Genomic DNA, 18,727 nt, shown 5'->3' on the forward strand with positions numbered 1-18,727 from the left:
GGCAGATGGGGTGGGACGACCTCCTCCGGCTGCTCGACGAAGAAGGCCCGCGCGAACTCGTCAGAAGGACCAGGGAGGCGGAGGCATCGGCTGACGGCCCCCGGGGAAAGCGCTACGACGACGCCACCGCGGTCCTGGTCCGCTTCTGACCCTTCAGTGTTTCGCGGGCGGGATGTGGGGCCACCAGTGGTCGAGGTCTTCGGGGAGGTGCGCGGCGTCGACGCGGATGGTGGCGGGCATCATCGGGAAGCGGCGTCCGGCCGGGAACGTCCGCTCGTAGGACGGCGGGTCGATCACGACGACGCGGGTGCCGTTGACGACCGGGATGTCGGCGGGCACGCCCTCGTTCCAGATCCATTCACCGTGCGCGTCGACCAGGTTCCAGGGGCTGGAGATGACGGGCGGCCCGGGCGGGACGTCGGCGTTCAGGAAGCAGGCGAGGATCTCGGGGGCGGGACGGTCCCCGGTGAGGCCGTCCGGGCGTCCGATGAGGGCGCCGGCGAGCAGGACGTGCAGCTGGAAGTTGTCGCCGATGCCGCCGATGGTGACCGTCCAGCCCTTGCGGCTCGCACGGTCGAGGACGAGGAGCTTCTCGCCATCTAGGACGCGTAGCAGCGCGTGGTAGTGGTCCATCTGCCCGAGGTACTGGACGGCCTGCCCCGCGGTGAGCGCGCGGAAGTCGCGGTCGGTCAGCCCCGCGCGGATGGACGCCGAGTTCTGCAGCACCGTGCACCCGGCCATCACGTACTGCGGAAGCGCGAACCACGCCATCATCGCGCCGACCGCGCCGTCCCCGAGCTTCGGGCCGACCGTGTCGACGGCCTGCTGGGACGGCTGCTCGTCCTGCATGTCGGGCGGTTTGCCGCCGGTGGCCTCCTCCCATGCGTTGGCGAACGCCAGCGCCCCGGAGGTGACCTCGGTGATCCGCTCGACGACGGCCCGCGCGGCGGCCGAATCGGCGTCGGCGCCGTTCTCGATCCACGCGCCGGTGAGGACGGCGAGCCAGCCGCCGAGGTTCGGCGGCGCCTCGGCGATGCCGTCGGCGAGGCGGGGCATCGCGGCGCTCATGTCGGCGGGGGAGGCGGTCTGGGACGCCTCCATGAGCTGCGGCAGGAGGTCGCCGAAGGACCTGTCCTCGACGATCGCCGCCCGGACGATCTGGTCAGCGAGCTGGTTGAGAGCCATGGATGATCACCCTGGCACAGCGAACGGGACGGTCGCACGCCGGGGCCGCGCGCTCCCGGAGCGGTACGGCGGGCTCTTCCGGACGCCCCCGACCCGGGCCCAAACCGGTTCGCGCCATCTGCTCAGGGCGTGTATGGTTTCACTGCGCGAACGACGCAGGCCCCTTTAGCTCAGTCGGCAGAGCGTCTCCATGGTAAGGAGAAGGTCTACGGTTCGATTCCGTAAAGGGGCTCACGGCATTCCGGCCGCCATCCGATCAGGACGGCGGCCTTCGTCGTTCCCGGACTTTCCCGGCCGTCGCGGCGGCCCGTCGAGACCGGCCCGGCGGCCCGACTGGCCCGGATTCGCTCCATACAGGGGGCTGTGGTACCGTCCCACCGGTTCCAGTCCGACGTTTCGCAGGTCATCGGCGCACCCGGTAACCTGGGACACGGTCCGGGGGAACCCTCGAAACCGATTCCCGATCATCAGCCGGGTTTTCGTGTTTCCGGGGTTCGGTGAGCATCCGGTATCCTTGCATTCCGGTCCACACCGACCAGCGCGGCGGGGTAGCTCAGTCAGGCAGAGCAAGCGGCTCATAATCGCTGTGTCGCCGGTTCAAGTCCGGCCCTCGCTACTACCCATGTCTCTCACCCCCGTCCCGGGGGTGAGCGGGCCTGGGTCCAACCGCCGGCCGCCCGCTCCGGGCGACCGACGTCCGAACGTTCCTTGTCCCCAGCTCAGAAAGGCACTCCATCGTGGCTGCCACCGACGTCCGGCCGAAGATCACGCTGGCCTGCCAGGAGTGCAAGCACCGCAACTACATCACGCGGAAGAACCGGCGCAACGACCCGGACCGCCTGGAGATCAAGAAGTACTGCCCCAACTGCCGGACCCACCGTCCGCACCGGGAGACCCGCTAGCCGATCTCCGGACGGAGCCGCGGCCGCCCGAGAGAGCGCACGCGCCGCGAGTCACCGTCCGCGCAGGCAGGCCCGCGAGACATCGATCTCTTCGCCCGCTTGCCATCCGGCTTTTCGCCTGCTTGCCACCTGGTTTCACCGCGCGCCCGCCATCCGGCTCGCCTGCGCGCCCGCTCGACCCGATCAGCCCGTTCCCGCCAGTGAGACCCGCGGGGGCGGGCTGAACGCTGTTCTGTTACCGTCCCGTCCGAAGCCCAGCGCGACCGGAGGGACGGCACTGCATGGCACTGAACCGTGATTTCATCGGGCGGACCTTCCCGCCGAGCGAACCGTACGAGGTGAGCCGGGTGAAGATCCGCGAGTTCGCGGACGCCATCGGCGACCACAACCCGATCTACCACGACCAGGAGGCCGCCAAGGCGGCCGGATACCCGGACGTGATCGCGCCGCCGACCTTTCCGATCGTCGTCTCCTTCGGCTCCGCCGCCCTCGCCGACCCCGACCTCGGCCTCAACTTCGCGATGGTCGTCCACGGCGAGCAGCGGTTCGAGTACACCCGCCCGCTCCGCGCCGGCGACGTGGTCACCACCACGACCACCATCACCGAGATCAAGTCGATCGGGAACAACGAGAAACTCACCGCCGTGACCGACGTCGAGACCGTCGAGGGCGAGATGATCTGCAAGTCGTACAACACGATCGTGGAGCGAGGGGCCTGATGACCGCCACCGTGAAGTACGCCGACGTCGAGGTCGGCACCGAGATCCCCGCCCGGACGTTCCCGATCGACCGCGCCGACCTCGTCATGTACGCGGGCGCGTCCCGCGACTTCAACCCGATCCACTGGCGCGAGTCCGCCGCGAAGGCCGTCGGGCTGCCGAACGTCATCGCCCACGGCATGTTCACGATGGCCCAGGGCGGCCGGTTCGTGACCGACTGGGCCGGCGACCCGGGCTCCGTGGTCGACTACGGGGTACGGTTCTCCTCGCCGGTGGTCGTCCCGGACGAGGGCGGCGCGACGCTGGAGATCAGCGGCACGGTGGAGGAGAAGCTCGACGACAACAAGGTCGTCGTGGCGCTCACCGCCAGGTCGGAAGGCCAGAAGGTCCTCACGCGCGCGAAGGCGGTCGTCAGGCTCGCCTGAGGGGCGCTGGGCACGGGGAGGGAAAGTCGACGTGGCGGTGTTCGCTGAAGAGGTGAACCTGGCCGGGTACACGACGCTGCGGCTGGGCGGTCCCGCCCGGCGCTTCGTCGAGGCGACGACCGAGGCGGAGGTCGTCGCCGCGATCCGCGACGCCGACGACGCGGGCGAGCCCGTCCTCGTGCTCGGCGGCGGCAGCAATCTGGTCGTGTCCGACGCGGGCTTCCCCGGCACCGTCGTGCACGTCGGGACCCGCGGCGCCGAGCGCGTCGCCGCCGACGGCGGCAGGGTCCTCGTCCGCGTCCAGGCGGGCGAGGACTGGGACCCGTTCGTCGCCCGCTGCGTCACCGACGGCCTCTCCGGCGTCGAGTGCCTGTCCGGCATCCCCGGACGCGTCGGCGCGACGCCGATCCAGAACGTCGGCGCCTACGGCCAGGACGTCAGCGAGACGGTCGTGGAGGTCCGCGCCTACGACCGGCACGCCCGCACCCTCGTCACCCTCGACCGCGACGCCTGCCGGTTCACCTACCGGCACAGCGCCTTCAAGGGCCACGACCGGTACGTCATCCTGGACGTGACGTACGCGCTCCACGAATCCGAGGAGTCGCAGCCGATCGCCTACGCGGAGCTGGCGAAGCGGCTCGGCGTCCAGCCGGGGGACCGGGTGACGCTGAAGGAGGCGCGCGACGCCGTCCTCGAACTGCGCCGCGGCAAGGGCATGGTCCTGGACGCCGCCGACCCCGACACCCGCAGCGCCGGATCGTTCTTCACCAACCCGATCCTGGAGCCGGACCGGCTCGCCGACCTGGAACGCCGCGTCGCCGAACGCCTCGGACCGGACGCGGCGTTCCCCCGCTACCCGGAGACCGGCGGCCGGGTCAAGACGTCCGCGGCCTGGCTCATCGACCGCGCCGGCTTCGCCAAGGGGCACGCCCTCGGACCGGCGCGGATCTCCACCAAGCACACCCTCGCCCTCACCAATCCGGGCGGCGCCAGCACCGCCGACCTGCTCGCCCTCGCCCGCGAGGTCCGCGGCGGCGTCCGCGACGCGTTCGGCGTCGAGCTGGTGAACGAGCCCGTCCTGATCGGCGTGACCCTCTGACCCACCCCCTATTCGCCCGGCTCCGGTGTGATGTTCCGAACATTGGGCCAATGGGCGGCGCTTGATACTGTCGAAAACGTCGAGGGGGAGTAGTCCCAATCGCGTGATCGACATACTGGCGCCGCCTGTGGCGCCCGGTCACGCGGGCCCGGCCCTGACAATCCGGGCGGACGAGACCCTCGGCCTGGCAGTAATGCCGGGCCGAGGTCGCTTGCTCCAGAAGCTCCCGCCCTCCGCTCGGCATCCGAGCGAGAGGGAACCGGTGACCGCCTTCCTCATCAGCCTGGCCGTGATCTTCGTCGCCGAGCTCGGCGACAAGAGCCAGCTCATGGCCATGACCTTCGCCACCCGCTTCCGGGCGCTCCCGGTGCTGATCGGCATCACCGCCGCGACCGCGCTCGTCCACCTGGCGAGCGTCGCGCTCGGCGCCGCGCTGGGCGCCGCGCTCCCGACCGGCCCGATCTCGATCCTCGCCGGTGTCGCGTTCCTCGGCTTCGCGCTGTGGACGCTTCGCGGCGACGAGCTGGACGACACCGAACGCGACAAGGCCCGTCGCGCCACCGGATCGGCGATCCTGGCCGTCGGTGGGGCGTTCTTCCTGGCCGAGCTGGGCGACAAGACGATGCTCGCCACCGTCACCCTCGCCGCCGACAACGGCGGGCTGCTCGCGCTGACCGGAGTGTGGGCCGGTTCGACGATCGGCATGGTCGCCGCCGACGGGCTCGCCATCGTGGTCGGTCAGATCCTCGGCAGGAGGCTCCCCGAGCGGGTCATCAAGTACGGCGCGGCCGCCGGGTTCGCGATCTTCGGCGTCCTCCTCCTCATCGAAGGTGCCACCGCCTGAAAGCGCCGCGGGGTCAGCTGTTGAGCCACGCGTCGACCCCGGCCAGCAGCCGATGCCGGATGTCGCCGGGCGCCGCCGAAGCCTTGATCGACTGGCGGGCCAGGTCCGCCAGCTCGCTGTCGGAGAAGCCGTGCTCCGTGCGGACGAGCTCGTACTGGCGGGCCAGCCGCGACCCGAACAGCAGCGGGTCGTCGGCGCCGAGCGCGATCGGCGCGCCCGCCTCGTACAGCCGCCGCACGGGGACGTCCGACGCCGTCGCCGCCACCCCGAGGCCCACGTTCGACGACGGGCAGACCTCCAGCGTCACGCCCCGCTCGGCGATCGCCGCGACCAGCGACGGGTCGGCGACCGCGCGGACGCCGTGGCCGATCCGGTCGGCGCGCAGCGTCTCCAGGCACTCCCGGACGCTCGCCGGCCCGAGCAGCTCGCCGCCGTGCGGGACCGACAGCAGCCCGCCGCGCTTCGCGATCCGGAACGCGCCCTCGAAGTCGTAGGCCCGGCCCCGCCGCTCGTCGTTGGACAGCCCGAACCCGACGACGCCCTCGCCCGCGTACCGGACGGCCAGCCGCGCGAGCGTCTTCGCGTCCAGCGGGTGCCGGGTCCGGTTCGCCGCGATCACCACGCCGATGCCGACGCCGGACGCCCGCGACGCCTCCCGCGCCGCGTCCAGCACCAGCTCGACGGTCGGGGTCAGCCCGCCGAACATCGCCGCGTAGCCGCTCGGATCGACCTGGATCTCCAGCCAGCCCGAGCCCTCGGCCGCCTCGTCCTCGGCGGTCTCGCGGAGCAGGCGGCGCAGGTCGTCCGGCGTCCGCAGCACCGACCGCGCGATGTCGTACAGGCGCTGGAACCGGAACCAGCCGCGCTCGTCGGTCGCGTGCAGCCGGGGCGGCCAGTCCTCGACGAGCGCGTCCGGCAGGTGGACGCCGTGCACGCCGGCGAGCTCCACCAGCGTCGCGTGCCGCATCGAGCCCGTGAAGTGCAGGTGCAGGTGCGCCTTCGGGAGCAGGGCCACGTCCGGACGGGGGGAGCCGCACGCGACGCGTGGATGCTCCGAGCGGGGTGAAACGGTACGGGCCTCCATGAGCCAATGTTGCCGGATCTTCGTCCCCGCCGAACCCCCGGCCCGCAGAGATCACCACACCGGACTACCTCGCATGACACGCCGCGGCCATCCCGCCCATGGGCACCGCGAAAAAACTTTGGAATCACGTGCAACCCCGTCCGGGCACCGTGCGTATACGAGGGGCGCCAGAGAGAAACAGGCATACCCCCGCAAGGAAGACGGGCAGAAAGGATACACGATGATCACGCTGAAGGCCGCTCTGATCGCGGCGTCCGCCATCGGCACCGTGGCCGTGGGCGGCGGCGCGACGTGGGCGATGACCGGCGCCTCCGACCCCGCGACCACGCTGCCCGCGGGCGCCAAGGCGCCCGCGGCCGAGCGCCAGGTCAAGGCGCCCGCCGCGCCCCCGACCTGCCTGCCGGCCAAGCCCGGCCTGCCCGGCGCCAAGCTCCCGGACGGCAAGCTCCCCGACGCCGCCGCCAAGAAGGAGATCGAGAAGCACCTCAAGCAGAACCCGGCCGGCAAGGACCTCCCGCAGGGCCAGCTGCCGAAGCCCGCCGTTCCCGGTGCCCCCGCGGTTCCCGCCGTCCCCGGTGCGCCGAACCCGGGCGTCCCCGGCAACCTGCCGAAGGCGGACCTGCCGAAGACCGACGTCCCCGGCGTCAAGGCCCCGGACGCCAAGACGCTCCCCAAGAACCTGCCGTCCTGCGCGCCGTCCACCGACGACCTCGGCAAGAACCTCCCGGCGCCCGCGCCGGAGAACGGCCGCGTCCCCGGCAAGCCCGGCCTGCCGTCCGCTCCCAAGCTCGACTGCAGCACGCTGCAGCCGGCGGTGAAGGTCGGCAGCCCGGTCGAGAAGGCCGTCATGCTGACCAAGGGCCTGCGCTACGCGTCGGCCGTCCCGGGCTCCGCTGAGCTGCGCAAGCACAACGTCTGCGCCGTCACGCAGAAGTGGACCGGCACCGGCGGCCGGTGGATCACCGTCGAAACGCTGAAGACCCCGGCCGGAATGTCGCAGAATCAGCTCCGGCAGGCGCTGAACCTGCCGCAGGGCGGCACCCCGATCACCGTGTACGGGGCGGCCGGCTGGATGGGCCCGGGCGGCAGCGGCGTGCTGCTGTTCGACCCGAACGGCTACTCGATGTTCGTCAACGGCAGCCCGGTTCTCGCGGGCGGTCTCAAGGACGTGACCACCGCCCTGCGCCAGGCCCAGTAGAAGACCAGGCCAGTAGAAGAAGGGACGCGGGCGGCCTGAGGGACGCAGGCCGCCCGCGTCAAGCCCGCGAGCGTACCGGCCGCACATCGCGCAGGGGAGCCGGTACGCGGGGCGCGAAAGAGAAGGACGCGGGCGGGCGGCCCGGCGCGGAGGCCGCCCGCTCTCGGTAACACGCCGAATCCGCTCTAGCCGGGACGGAGCACAGGTGGGGCGTCGAGAAGACAGGTCGTTCGTGGAGTTCGTGACGGAACGCGGCGATGCCCTGCTGCGCACCGCGGCACTCATGTGCGGGGCCAGGCAGGACGCCGAGGACATCCTGCAGACCGCGCTGGAAAAGGCCTACCGGCATTGGGGCCGGCTGGAGGCGGGCAGCGATCCGGAACCCTACGTCCGCCGGATCCTGGTCAACCTCGTGATCAGCCGGTCCCGGCGCTGGAAGGTGCTACGGGAGATCCACATGGCGAGGCTTCCGGAGACGCCGGACGTCTCGCCCAACCACGCCGTCGAGCTGAGGGGGACGCTCATGGACGAGCTGCGCAAGCTCGGTCCGCGGCAGCGGGCCGTCCTGGTCCTGCGCTTCTGGGAGGACCTGTCGGAGGTGGAGACGGCGCAGGCCCTCGGCTGTTCGGTCGGAACGGTCAAGAGCCAGGCGTCCCGGGGACTGGCCAGGCTCCGGGAACGCCTCGACAAGAACCTGGCGCCACTGGGGAGATGAGCGATGGATCTGGAGAACGAACTGCGGAAGGCCATGGCCGAGCAGGTGGCCGACGCGTCCGCGTCGCCGTCGCTCGTCGCGGACGTCAAGCGCCGCCACCGGCGCCGGAAGACCCGGATCCACGCGGCCGCCGGAGCGGTCGCCGCGTCGGTCACCGCGCTCGCCCTGGTGCCCACCTATCAGTCGTTCCGGGCCACACCTGCCGGGAACTCCGAGACGACACGTCCGACGAGCACTGTCTCGGCGTTCCCGCAGCCGGAACGGCCGCCCGCCCCGGGCCAATCCCGGCCCCCGTCAGCAAAGGAACGGCCCGGGGCGGGTGCGACGAGGCATCCGGGGGGCCACCCTCCGGGCGCCCCCGGCGGGCCGGGCAGGCCCGGCGTCGGCGGGCTGCCCGACCTGCCGAGCTGGGTCACCTACCTCCCGGACGGCCTCACCGCCGCCGCGCCGTGCGCCGTGACGGGCACCGCCAAGCGCAAGACGACGACCTGCAAATGGCAGGGGGACGCCGGCTGGGTGGAGATCGTCCTGGTGAAGGGCGCGCTCGCCGGGCCGCAGGAGCTCATGAAGTCGACGGGCATCCCCGGCCGCACGTCCGTGCGCGGGACGCCCGCGCTCACCGGCGACCTCCCCGGCTCCGGACGCCAGGTCTCCTGGCTGGCCGGGCCGAACGTCGGCGTCACCGTGTCCGCCGGCGGGCCGGTCAGCCGCCACCTCATGCGCATCGCCGAGGGCGTCCGCCCGTGAGCCGAGGGCGTCCGCCCGTGCGCCTTGCGGCGACCGGCCGCGCAGCGGCCAGATGACCCCGTTCCGGCGGGACGTTCCGTAGCGGAGAGGGGCCGCGCGGAACGTCCCGCCGGACATCCGGGAACGGGATCAGGAGGCGGGCCCGTTCCACACGAGACCGGCCCCGGGCAAATTGTGTGCGCCCGGGGCCGGCTCGTGAGGAGAGATCGGTACGGCGGGTCAGCCCGCTTCGGAGAGCAGCTTCGCGACGCGCGACACGCCCTCGGCGAGGTCGTCGTCGCCGAGCGCGTACGACAGGCGGAAGTACCCGGGCGTGCCGAACGCCTCGCCCGGCACCAGCGCGACCTCCGCCTCCTCCAGGATCAGCGACGCCAGCTCCACCGACGTCTCCGGGCGCTTCCCGCGGATCTCCCTGCCCAGCAGCTCCTTGACCGACGGGTAGGCGTAGAACGCGCCCTCCGGCTCGGGGCACACCACGCCCGGGATCTCGTTCAGCATCTTCACGATCGTCTTGCGGCGCCGGTCGAACGCCTTGCGCATCTCCGCCACCGCCGACAGGTCCCCGGTCACCGCGGCGAGCGCCGCCGCCTGCGACACGTTCGCCACGTTGGACGTCGCGTGCGACTGGAGGTTCTGCGCGGCCTTCACCACGTCCGCGGGGCCGACCATCCAGCCGACCCGCCAGCCCGTCATCGCGTACGTCTTCGCGACGCCGTTCAGGACGAGCGTCCGGTCGGCCAGCTCCGGCACCACCACGGGCATCGAGTGGAACTCGGCGTCGCCGTACACGAGGTGCTCGTAGATCTCGTCGGTGATGACCCACAGGCCGTGCCCGTCCGCCCAGCGGCCGACCGCCTCGACCTCGTCGCGCGAGTACACCGCGCCGGTCGGGTTGGACGGCGACACGAACAGCAGCACCTTCGTCCGGTCGGTGCGGGCCGCCTCCAGTTGCTCGACGCTCACCTTGTAACCGGTGGTCTCGTCGGCGACGACGTCCACGGGCACCCCGCCCGCCAGCTTGATCGACTCGGGGTAGGTCGTCCAGTACGGCGTCGGGACGAGCACCTCGTCGCCCGGGTCGAGCAGCGCCGCGAACGCCTCGTACACCGCCTGCTTGCCGCCGTTGGTGATCAGGACCTGGGAGGCGTCCACCCGGTACCCGGAGTCGCGCTCGGTCTTCTCGGCGACGGCGGCGCGCAGCTCGGGCAGCCCGCCCGCCGGCGTGTACTTGTGGAAGCGGGGCACCCTGCAGGCGGTCACCGCCGCCTCGACGATGTAGCCGGGGGTCGGGAAGTCGGGCTCGCCCGCGCCGAACCCGATGACCGGGCGGCCCGCCGCCTTCAGCGCCTTGGCCTTGGCGTCGACGGCCAGCGTGGCGGATTCGGATATCGCGGCGATGCGCTTGGAGATGCGAGGACGGTCGATGCTCATACCTCTATCGTTACAGACGCCGTCCGGGTACCCGAGCCATATATCGGCGCCGGTGGGACGGCACGCCCCCGGCGCGCGCCGGCGGCGCGCCGCGCCCGCGCGAGGATCTCCGGCGCATCTGGTTCGACGCGGGGGCCTTGTGGCCGTAGACTCACCGTCCTAGTGACGCGTCCCCGCCATATGCGCCTGTCCGCACACCGATGCCGGGCAAGGTCGTAAGCTGGGACGCGACACCATCCCGGCCCCATGGTCGGGTTCTCCTCACCAGGAGAAATGAAGGGCAGTGGCTCAATTGGTAGAGCTCCGGTCTCCAAAACCGGCGGTTGGGGGTTCGAGTCCCTCCTGCCCTGCGAGGTGCGGTGCGCGCACCCGTGCCCGCTACCCGTGGCACCCCACGGCGCGGGACCGCGCGGCAACCACATGGTGGTTGGATCACGACCGATGAGGTGAACGGCGGCAATGGCTACCGAGACTGACGAGCGCGACGAGCCCGAGGCCAAGGACGAAGGCAAGGGCAAAAAGGAGAGGTCTTCCAGGCGGACGTCTCCGGCGCTGTTCGTGCGCCAGATCGTCGCCGAGCTGCGCAAGGTCATCTGGCCGACGCGGCGGGAGCTCATCACCTACACGACGGTGTCCCTCGTCTTCGTGCTGATCATGGTCGCGATCGTTTCCGCCGTGGACTACGGGCTGCAGGAGGGCGTCTACGCCGTCTTCGGCTGACGCCCGGGCCCGAGCCGCCACCCGGCGACCGCCCGCACCATCGCAAGTCCATCACCGAAGCACCGAGAGAAAGAGTCATCGTGTCCGAGCCCTCACAGCCCTACGACGAGGCCGTTGACGAGGCCCAGTCCGCTGCGGCTGCTGCGGCGGACCAGGCGGCGCAGCCCACCGAGGAGACGGCCGAAGCGGTCGTCTCCGCCGGCGACGCCGAGCCCGCGGACACGAAACTGGAGGGCGAGGGCCCCGAGGAGCCGGGTACCGCCGAGGACGCCGGCGATCTCGCCGCCGCCGTCACGGGCGAGCAGGACGAGGCCGACGAGAAGGCGGACGAGGAGTCCGAGGCTCCCGCCGAGCCGCCCGTCGACCCGTACGCCGACTTCAAGCTGCAGCTCCGCCTCCAGCCGGGCGACTGGTACGTCGTGCACTCCTACGCGGGGTACGAGAACCGGGTCAAGACCAACATCGAGACCCGCACCCAGACCCTCAACATGGAGGACTACATCTTCCAGATCGAGGTCCCGCAGCACGAGGTCACCGAGATCAAGGGCGGCAAGCGGCAGAAGGTCAACGAGAAGGTCCTGCCGGGCTACATCCTGGTCCGCATGGAGCTCACCGACGAGTCGTGGGCCGCGGTCCGCAACACGCCCGGCGTGACCGGGTTCGTCGGGCTGCTGAACAAGCCGTCCCCGCTGAGCCTGGACGAGGTCGCCAACCTGCTGGCCCCCGAGCCGGAGGAGGGCACCGCGCCCGCCAAGGAGCAGGCGAAGGCCGCCGCCGCGACCGTCGACTACGAGGTCGGCGAGTCCGTCACCGTCATGGACGGCCCGTTCGCCACCCTCCCCGCCACCGTCAACGAGATCAACGCCGAACAGCAGAAGCTCAAGGTCTTGGTTTCGATCTTCGGCCGTGAAACCCCGGTGGAACTGAGCTTCAACCAGGTCTCCAAAATCTGAGGGCAGATCAGCCCACGTCCGGGCCGTCCCGCCAACGCGGGCGGCCCGTTCGCTTGTACGACGTGCCGCCAGGTCAATCCACTCCGCCAAGGCCGTATCCTGGACGGGTTGTCTCGCGCACGCGGCTGATCTGCGGCTGGTTTCAGCAGATTGATAGCAGAGTGAGAGTGGCGGCCGGTGAAGCGGTCGCCTTCGTGCCTGCGGAGATGCCGAGATTCATAGCGGTTCCTACACGGTGGATGCGTCCCACCGCCGTGTTGCCCGGGGTAGCCGGGAGTCGGAACCACCGATAAATGGGACAAAGGGGTTCACATGCCTCCGAAGAAGAAGATCGCCGCGCTCGTCAAGGTCCAGTTGCAGGCGGGCCAGGCGACTCCGGCGCCGCCGGTCGGTACCGCGCTCGGTCCGCACGGCGTCAACATCATGGACTTCTGCAAGCAGTACAACGCTGCCACGGACTCCCAGCGCGGCAACGTCATCCCCGTAGAGATCACCATCTACGAGGACCGGTCGTTCAGCTTCGTCACCAAGACCCCGCCGGCCGCGCAGCTCATCCTGAAGGCCGCGGGCGTGGAGAAGGGCAGCGGCGAGCCGCACAAGACCAAGGTCGGGTCGGTCACCCGCGACCAGGTCCGCGAGATCGCCACGACCAAGATGCCCGACCTCAACGCCAAGGACCTCGACGCCGCCGAGAAGATCGTCGCCGGCACCGCGCGGTCGATGGGCATCGAGGTCAAGTAAGTCACCCGGTGGCAGGGCCGGCGCTGGCCCGTACCACGAGTTCCAGTGGAGGAACGCACATGAAGCGCAGCAAGGGCTACCGTCAGGCGGCCGAGAAGATCGACCGGGAGCGGCTGTACAGCCCGGTGGAGGCCGTGAAGCTGGCCAAGGAGACGGCGGTCGTCAAGTTCGACCCGACCGTCGAGGTCGCGCTGCGGCTCGGCGTCGACCCGCGCAAGGCCGACCAGATGGTGCGCGGCACCGTGAACCTGCCACACGGCACCGGTAAGACCGCCCGCGTGCTGGTGTTCGCGGTCGGCGCGAAGGCGCAGGAGGCGGAGTCCGCGGGCGCCGACCTGGTCGGCTCGGACGACCTGATCGAGCGGATCCAGGGCGGCTTCCTGGACTTCGACGCGGTCGTGGCGACGCCCGACCAGATGGGCAAGGTCGGACGCCTCGGCCGGGTGCTCGGCCCGCGCGGCCTGATGCCGAACCCGAAGACGGGCACGGTCACCATGGACGTGGCGAAGGCCGTCACCGACATCAAGGGCGGCAAGATCGAGTTCCGGGTCGACCGGCACGCGAACCTGCACTTCATCATCGGCAAGGCGTCCTTCAACGAGCGCCAGCTGGTGGAGAACTACGCCGCCGCCATCGACGAGATCCAGCGGCTCAAGCCGTCCGCCGCCAAGGGCCGGTACGTCAAGAAGGCGGTCCTGACCACGTCGATGGGCCCGAGCATCCCGGTGGACCCGAACGCGATCCGCAACCTGACCGCGGAGCTCGAAGAGGTCTGACCGAGCGTCATCGAACAGGGCGTCCCCGCTGTCGGCGGGGGCGCCCTGTCGCGTTACGCGACCTCCCTTGCCGACCGGCCGTTTGGTAGATTCGTCGGCGCGGCGAGCGAGGGGAGCGGTCGATGGGCGGAGCGCGGCGAACGCGGCTCTACGACGTGCTCGACGCCGCCGCGCGGGACGCGCCCGACGCCCCGGCGCTGTCCGTGGACGGCACCACATGGACGTTCCGCGAGCTCCGCCGCCGCACGGACGCGCTCAGCGCCCACCTCGCCGCGCGCTGCTCGTCCGGGGCGCGGGTGGCGCTGCTGGCGCACAACCGCCCGGAGTACGTGGCCGCCTACTACGGGGTTCCGCTGGACGGCCGGATCCTCGTGCCGCTCAACCAACGGCTGCATCCGCGCGAATGGGCCGACCAGATCGTCCGGAGCGGCGCCGAGCTCGCCATCGGCGAATCCGACCTCCTCGACCGGCTGGCCGCCGAGGGAGAGTTCCCCGCGGGCCGTCCTCCGCTGGCCGCCGTCGAAGACATCCCCTGGGACGCGCCAGCCACCCCCCACCGCGAGACCGCGACGGACTCCGGCGTCGCCTGGCTGATGTTCACCAGCGGGACGACCGGCCGTCCCAAGGGGGTACGGCTCACGCACAAGAGCCTGCTGGCGGGCATCGACGTGTCGGCGTCGGGCAGGCCCGTCCGGCCCGGCGACGTGTTCCTCACCCCGTTCCCGCTCTGCCATGTCGCCGGCTACCAGGTCATGCTGCACCACCTGTACCGGCGGCACGCCGTCGTGCTGCGCCGGTTCGACGCGGCCGCCCTCGTGGAGGCGACGCGCCGGCACGGGGTGACGAGCCTGTCCCTCGCCCCGACGATGCTGGAGGACCTGCTCGCGCACGTGGAAGCCGACCCGGCGGCCCGCGAAGCCCTGCGAAGCAGCCTGCGAGTTATCTCCTACGGGTCGGCGCCGATGCCGGTCCCGCTGCTGCGCCGCGTCGGCGACGTGCTGGGCTGCGACCTCAACCAGGGGTTCGGCATGACCGAGCTGTCCGGCAACGCCACGTTCCTGTCGCCCGCCGACCACCGCACCGCCATCGCGTCCAGGCCGGAGCTGGCGGCGTCCGCGGGACGTCCGGGCGACGGCGTCGAGATCGCGGTGATCGGCGCGGACGGGACGACGCCGCTCCCACCCGGCACGCTAGGCGAAGTCGTCGTCAAGGGCGCGCAGGTCACCCCGGGCTACTGGGACGACCCGGACGCGACCGCGGAGGCGTTCACGGCCGGAGGCTGGTTCCGCACCGGCGACGTCGGCCGCATCGACGCGGACGGCTACCTCTACCTGGTCGACCGCCTCAAGGACGTGATCATCACCGGGGGCGAGAACGTCTCGTCGCGCGAGGTCGAGGACGTGCTGCGCGCGGTCCCCGGCGTCGCCGAGGTCGCCGTGATCGGGCTGCCCGATCCGCGCTGGGGCCAGTCGGTGTGCGCGGTGATCGTGCCCGACGGCGCCCCGCCGGACGGTGCCGAGCTGATCGCCGCGTGCCGGGCCAGGCTCGCCGGGTTCAAGGCGCCGCGCCGCATCGAGTTCGCCGACGCGCTGCCGCGCACCGGCACCGGCAAGATCCGCAAGTCCGCCCTCCGCGCCCAACTGAGCGAAGGCCGTCCCGAAGGCCGTCCCGAAGGCCGTCCCGAAGGCCGTCCCACCTGAGCGAACACCGCGAAGCGCCGCCCTGGCGCCGTTTGGGCACCGGCCGTTCGGCTCCCTCGCGGCTACGCCGAGGGTCGTACCGCCGTCGCGGGCATTCGTACCATCGGGGGATGTAGCGCCGTTACCGCCTCGGGACACTGGGAACACCAGCAGGGCGATCAAGGGAGGCTCAACCCTTATGAACCGACGACTCATGGTGGCGGCCGGTGGCACCGCCGTGGGTGCCGCGCTCCTCCTGTCCGGATGCGGCGGGGACGGGACGACGAGCACCGAGAACATGAAACTCAGCGCCGGTCAGGCGTTGCTGAAGGCGTCCCAGAAGACCGGCCAGACCGACACGTTCAAGGCCGACCTCACGGTGACGGGCACCGGCGAGCACGGCGGCAAGGTCCATGCCAACGGCCAGTTCCAGCTGCGCCCGACGCTGAAGTTCAGCGCGAAGCTCGACGAGTTCAGCACTAATGGGCGGACCGTCCCGGGTGCCAAGGGCCAGGCGCTGTTCACCGACAACGTCCTGTACGCCAAGGTCCCGCAGCTCGCCCAGTTCGTCAGCGGCGGCAAGCCGTGGCTGAAGATCGACGTCAACCAGATGGCGCAGCGGACCGGGTTCGACGTCCAGAGCCTGCTCCAGCAGGTCCAGCAGGTCGACCCGGCCGAGCAGACGAAGATGTTCACCGGTTCCAAGGACGCCCGCCGGGTCGGCACCGAGACGGTCGACGGCGTCAAGACGACGCACTACGCCGGGACGGTCACCGTCCAGGACGCGCTGAACCAGCTCGACGCGCAGTCCCGCGAGAAGGTCGGCAAGTGGCTGCCGAAGGACCGCGCGAACAGCAAGATCAACTTCGATCTGTGGACGGACGGCGACAACCTGCCCCGCAAGCTCGTCTCCAAGGCGGCGGGCCCGCAGGGTGAGAAGGCCACCGTCACCGTCCTGTACAGCGACTACGGCGAGTCGTTCAGCGTGAACGCGCCGCCGTCCGACCAGGTGGGGCAGCTGTCGCTCGGCGGGGTGCTCGGCGGGAACTGAGCACTCGTCAGGCCCCATTTTCGGACTTATGTGAACTTGCGGGGTCTCCTCAGCGTCTGATCCAGCATTCGGCTCTGACGGAAAGCGGTTCGCCGGCAGCGGCCCTGAGCTGGCAAGATCGGATCCGTTTGCAGAACAGACCAAGGAGACCCCCCACATGATCCGTCGTTTCGCCGCGAGCGCGGCGCTGGCGACCGGCCTCGTCCTCTCGATGACCGGCTGTCTCGGGGACGCCGGGAACAAGGTGGACGAGGCAGGCAAGAACCTGAAGCTGTCGGCCGCGCAGGTGCTGGGCAAGGCCGCGGAGAAGACCGGCAGCGTCGACTCGTTCAAGGCCGACCTCTCGATGCAGATGACCGGGGGGAGCGAGGGCGACGTCAACGCGACCGGCCAGATGCAGTACCGGACGAAGCCCGACGTCGCCTACAGCATGAGCTTCGACCAGATGTCGGTGGGCAGCCAGTCCATGGGCGGCATGGAGTACGTCCTGGTCGACCGGACCATGTACATGAAGATCCCGATGCTGTCGCAGCTCGGCGGCGGGTCCGCGGCCAAGCCGTGGCTGAAGATCTCGCTGGACGAGCTGGGCCGCAAGTCCGGGATGAACATCGAGCAGCTGCTCCAGCAGTCGCAGCAGATGGACCCCGTCCAGAACACGAAGATGCTCACGGCGTCCAAGGACGTGCGCGAGGTCGGCAAGGAGACGGTGAACGGCGTCGAGACGACGCACTACACCGGCACCTACCGGTTGGAGGACGCGATCGCCAAGCTGCCCGCCGAGTCCCAGGAGGCGATCCGCAAGAGCTACGCGGACATGGGCATGCAGAACATGACCTTCGACCTGTGGGTGGACGGCGAGCAGCTCCCCCGCAAGCTGGCGATGAAGTCGGGGCAGACGACCGCCGGCGTCATGAACATCACGATGACCTACCGCGACTACGGCAAGGCGGTGCAGATCACCGCGCCGCCCGCGAGCGAGACCACCGACTTCAGCCAGCTGCTGAACGGCCTCGGTGGCGGCGGCGGCCTCCCGGGCACCTGACGCCCGCCGGGACCTCCCGAACACCTCGCAGGGCCGCGCCGGACCACCACCGGCGCGGCCCTCGCCGTTTCCGATTTGGTCTACCCGGGAGACGCACGTATTCTGTTATCTGCCGAAGACCGCCGGTCGTCACCTCGCATGGGGTGACCGAAGGACCCGAACTCGTTCGGGCGGCCTGCGCAGGTGAGACGAGAGCTTCCCGCATGGCCTCCCGTGCCGTGCCTGGACGCCCCGCGCGCCTGCGCCGGGGCGTTTTTTGGTCGATCCGCACTCCTCCCGGACTCATCCCGGGGTGGACGAAGGTCGTGACCACCCAGGTAATCGGAAGGAGGCCGCATGGCCAAGGCCGATAAGGACGCGGCGATCGCCGAGCTCAAGAACGAGTTCGAGAGCTCCAACGGCGCCGTGCTGACCGAGTACCGCGGGCTTACCGTCGCGCAGGTGCAGGAGCTGCGCGGCAACCTCGGCGAGACCGCACGGTTTCGCGTGGTGAAGAACACGCTGACCAAGCGCGCGGCGAACGAGGCCGGTGTCGACGAGCGGTTCCGGGAGCTGCTCGAAGGCCCGTCGGCCATCGCGTTCGTCCGCGGTGACGTGGTCGAGGCCGCCAAGGGCCTGCGCGACTTCGCCAAGGCCAACCCGATGCTGGTGATCAAGGGCGGCTTCATCGACGGTCAGTCGATGGACGCCAAGCAGATCACCCAGCTGGCGGACCTGGAGTCTCGCGAGGTCCTCCTCGCGAAGCTCGCCGGCGCGATGAAGGGCTCCATGGCGAATGCCGCCGCGCTCTTCAACGCCCTGCCGACGCAGGCGGCCCAGCTCGCCGAGGCGCTGCGCGCCAAGCGCGCGGAGGCCGGCGAGACCGCCGAGGCCCCCGCCGCCGACGCGCCCGCCGCCGACGCGCCCGCCGCCGAGGCGTCCGCCGAATAGGCACCCGCGGTTCGTAATCCCCAGTTCTCAAGCCATAGCGGAGGAAAGATCATGGCGAAGCTCAGCACCGACGATCTGCTCGACGCGTTCAAGGAGATGACCCTTCTTGAGCTCTCGGAGTTCGTGAAGCAGTTCGAGGAGGTCTTCGACGTCAAGGCCGCCGCGCCGGTCGCGGCCGTGGCCGCCGCCCCGGGCGCCACGGGCGCCCCGGCCGAGGAGGCCGCGGTCCAGGACGAGTTCGACGTCATCCTGGAGGGTGCCGGCGACAAGAAGATCCAGGTCATCAAGGAGGTCCGCGCGCTCACGAGCCTCGGCCTCAAGGAGGCCAAGGACCTGGTCGACGGCGCGCCGAAGCCGCTGCTGGAGAAGGTCAACAAGGAGGCCGCCGACAAGGCCAAGGAGGCCCTGGAGAAGGCCGGCGCGACGGTCACCGTCAAGTAGGGCGCTCCAAGCCACCGCTTCACAGGGAGGCGGCCGTCCCACCAC

The 18,727-nt window shown here is 70.8% G+C and carries 20 protein-coding genes and 3 tRNA genes; 20 read left to right on the plus strand and 3 right to left on the minus strand.

The window, feature by feature from the left end; all coding sequences use genetic code 11:
• Nucleotides 1-153 precede the first annotated feature (153 nt).
• Entirely contained in the window at nt 154-1,185 is a 1,032-nt protein-coding gene (locus E1264_RS25205; protein ID WP_132177668.1) for a hypothetical protein, read from the minus strand.
• 159 nt (nt 1,186-1,344) lie between these two features.
• Here E1264_RS25205 and E1264_RS25210 point away from each other — a divergent pair.
• The 7 genes from E1264_RS25210 to E1264_RS25240 all read left to right on the plus strand — a co-directional run bounded on the left by E1264_RS25210 (nt 1,345) and on the right by E1264_RS25240 (nt 5,174).
• Nucleotides 1,345-1,417, plus strand: a tRNA-Thr gene (locus E1264_RS25210).
• Nucleotides 1,418-1,727: 310 nt separating this feature from the next.
• Nucleotides 1,728-1,801, plus strand: a tRNA-Met gene (locus E1264_RS25215).
• A 121-nt stretch (nt 1,802-1,922) separates the two neighbouring features.
• Nucleotides 1,923-2,087 carry a 50S ribosomal protein L33 gene (gene rpmG, locus E1264_RS25220; RefSeq protein WP_026404241.1) on the plus strand — a complete coding sequence of 55 codons (165 nt, stop codon included), beginning with the start codon at nt 1,923-1,925 and terminating at the stop codon, nt 2,085-2,087.
• A 281-nt stretch (nt 2,088-2,368) separates the two neighbouring features.
• Nucleotides 2,369-2,806 carry a MaoC family dehydratase N-terminal domain-containing protein gene (locus E1264_RS25225; RefSeq protein ID WP_132177670.1) on the plus strand — a complete coding sequence of 146 codons (438 nt, stop codon included), beginning with the start codon at nt 2,369-2,371 and terminating at the stop codon, nt 2,804-2,806.
• Entirely contained in the window at nt 2,806-3,231 is a 426-nt protein-coding gene (locus E1264_RS25230; protein WP_132177672.1) for a MaoC family dehydratase, read from the plus strand. The genes E1264_RS25225 and E1264_RS25230 overlap by 1 nt, the downstream gene beginning before the upstream one ends.
• A gap of 31 nt (nt 3,232-3,262) precedes the next feature.
• Nucleotides 3,263-4,330, plus strand: a complete 1,068-nt coding sequence (locus E1264_RS25235) for a UDP-N-acetylmuramate dehydrogenase (RefSeq protein WP_132177674.1) — start codon at nt 3,263-3,265, stop codon at nt 4,328-4,330.
• 262 nt (nt 4,331-4,592) lie between these two features.
• Nucleotides 4,593-5,174, plus strand: coding sequence for a TMEM165/GDT1 family protein (locus tag E1264_RS25240; protein ID WP_207936171.1), 582 nt, complete (start codon nt 4,593-4,595; stop codon nt 5,172-5,174).
• Between the two features lie 13 nt (nt 5,175-5,187).
• Here the strand turns inward: E1264_RS25240 and E1264_RS25245 are convergent, their stop codons facing one another.
• Nucleotides 5,188-6,258: an adenosine deaminase gene (locus tag E1264_RS25245; protein ID WP_132177676.1), complete on the minus strand. Its 1,071-nt coding sequence runs from the start codon at nt 6,256-6,258 to the stop codon at nt 5,188-5,190.
• 220 nt (nt 6,259-6,478) lie between these two features.
• On the opposite strand from E1264_RS25245, the gene E1264_RS25250 reads away from it, so the two are divergent.
• The 3 genes from E1264_RS25250 (at nt 6,479) to E1264_RS25260 (ending at nt 8,918) form a co-directional block, all read left to right on the plus strand.
• A complete protein-coding gene (locus E1264_RS25250; protein ID WP_132177678.1) occupies nt 6,479-7,456 on the plus strand; it encodes a hypothetical protein in 978 nt (325 codons plus the stop codon).
• Nucleotides 7,457-7,661: 205 nt separating this feature from the next.
• On the plus strand, nt 7,662-8,171 hold the full coding sequence (locus E1264_RS25255) for a SigE family RNA polymerase sigma factor (RefSeq protein ID WP_132177680.1): 510 nt from the start codon (nt 7,662-7,664) through the stop codon (nt 8,169-8,171).
• 3 nt (nt 8,172-8,174) lie between these two features.
• Nucleotides 8,175-8,918 carry a hypothetical protein gene (locus E1264_RS25260; RefSeq protein ID WP_132177682.1) on the plus strand — a complete coding sequence of 248 codons (744 nt, stop codon included), beginning with the start codon at nt 8,175-8,177 and terminating at the stop codon, nt 8,916-8,918.
• A gap of 219 nt (nt 8,919-9,137) precedes the next feature.
• Here E1264_RS25260 and E1264_RS25265 read toward each other — a convergent pair whose 3' ends face one another.
• Nucleotides 9,138-10,349 carry a pyridoxal phosphate-dependent aminotransferase gene (locus E1264_RS25265; RefSeq protein WP_132177684.1) on the minus strand — a complete coding sequence of 404 codons (1,212 nt, stop codon included), beginning with the start codon at nt 10,347-10,349 and terminating at the stop codon, nt 9,138-9,140.
• 277 nt (nt 10,350-10,626) lie between these two features.
• Between E1264_RS25265 and E1264_RS25270 the strand changes: the two genes are divergently transcribed.
• The 10 genes from E1264_RS25270 to rplL all read left to right on the plus strand — a co-directional run bounded on the left by E1264_RS25270 (nt 10,627) and on the right by rplL (nt 18,682).
• A tRNA-Trp gene (locus E1264_RS25270) sits at nt 10,627-10,699 on the plus strand.
• A 109-nt stretch (nt 10,700-10,808) separates the two neighbouring features.
• Nucleotides 10,809-11,069: a preprotein translocase subunit SecE gene (gene secE, locus E1264_RS25275; protein WP_132177686.1), complete on the plus strand. Its 261-nt coding sequence runs from the start codon at nt 10,809-10,811 to the stop codon at nt 11,067-11,069.
• A gap of 80 nt (nt 11,070-11,149) precedes the next feature.
• The gene (gene nusG / locus E1264_RS25280) at nt 11,150-12,022 is read left to right on the plus strand and encodes a transcription termination/antitermination protein NusG (RefSeq protein WP_132177687.1); all 873 of its coding nucleotides are present in this window, start codon (nt 11,150-11,152) and stop codon (nt 12,020-12,022) included.
• A gap of 312 nt (nt 12,023-12,334) precedes the next feature.
• A complete protein-coding gene (gene rplK / locus E1264_RS25285; RefSeq protein ID WP_131963215.1) occupies nt 12,335-12,763 on the plus strand; it encodes a 50S ribosomal protein L11 in 429 nt (142 codons plus the stop codon).
• A 59-nt stretch (nt 12,764-12,822) separates the two neighbouring features.
• Entirely contained in the window at nt 12,823-13,539 is a 717-nt protein-coding gene (rplA, locus tag E1264_RS25290; RefSeq protein WP_132177689.1) for a 50S ribosomal protein L1, read from the plus strand.
• Between the two features lie 122 nt (nt 13,540-13,661).
• Nucleotides 13,662-15,239, plus strand: a complete 1,578-nt coding sequence (locus E1264_RS25295) for an AMP-binding protein (protein ID WP_132177691.1) — start codon at nt 13,662-13,664, stop codon at nt 15,237-15,239.
• 178 nt (nt 15,240-15,417) lie between these two features.
• Complete coding sequence (locus tag E1264_RS25300; RefSeq protein WP_243711154.1) at nt 15,418-16,269, plus strand: hypothetical protein; 852 nt, start codon at nt 15,418-15,420, stop codon at nt 16,267-16,269.
• A gap of 157 nt (nt 16,270-16,426) precedes the next feature.
• Nucleotides 16,427-17,311, plus strand: a complete 885-nt coding sequence (locus E1264_RS25305; protein WP_132177693.1) for a DUF6612 family protein — start codon at nt 16,427-16,429, stop codon at nt 17,309-17,311.
• Nucleotides 17,312-17,647: 336 nt separating this feature from the next.
• Entirely contained in the window at nt 17,648-18,241 is a 594-nt protein-coding gene (gene rplJ, locus E1264_RS25310; protein ID WP_132177695.1) for a 50S ribosomal protein L10, read from the plus strand.
• A 51-nt stretch (nt 18,242-18,292) separates the two neighbouring features.
• Nucleotides 18,293-18,682, plus strand: coding sequence for a 50S ribosomal protein L7/L12 (gene rplL, locus E1264_RS25315; RefSeq protein WP_132177697.1), 390 nt, complete (start codon nt 18,293-18,295; stop codon nt 18,680-18,682).
• The last annotated feature ends 45 nt before the right edge of the window (nt 18,683-18,727 follow it).

The sequence above is a fragment of the Actinomadura sp. KC216 genome (assembly GCF_004348535.1).
GTDB lineage: Bacteria > Actinomycetota > Actinomycetes > Streptosporangiales > Streptosporangiaceae > Spirillospora.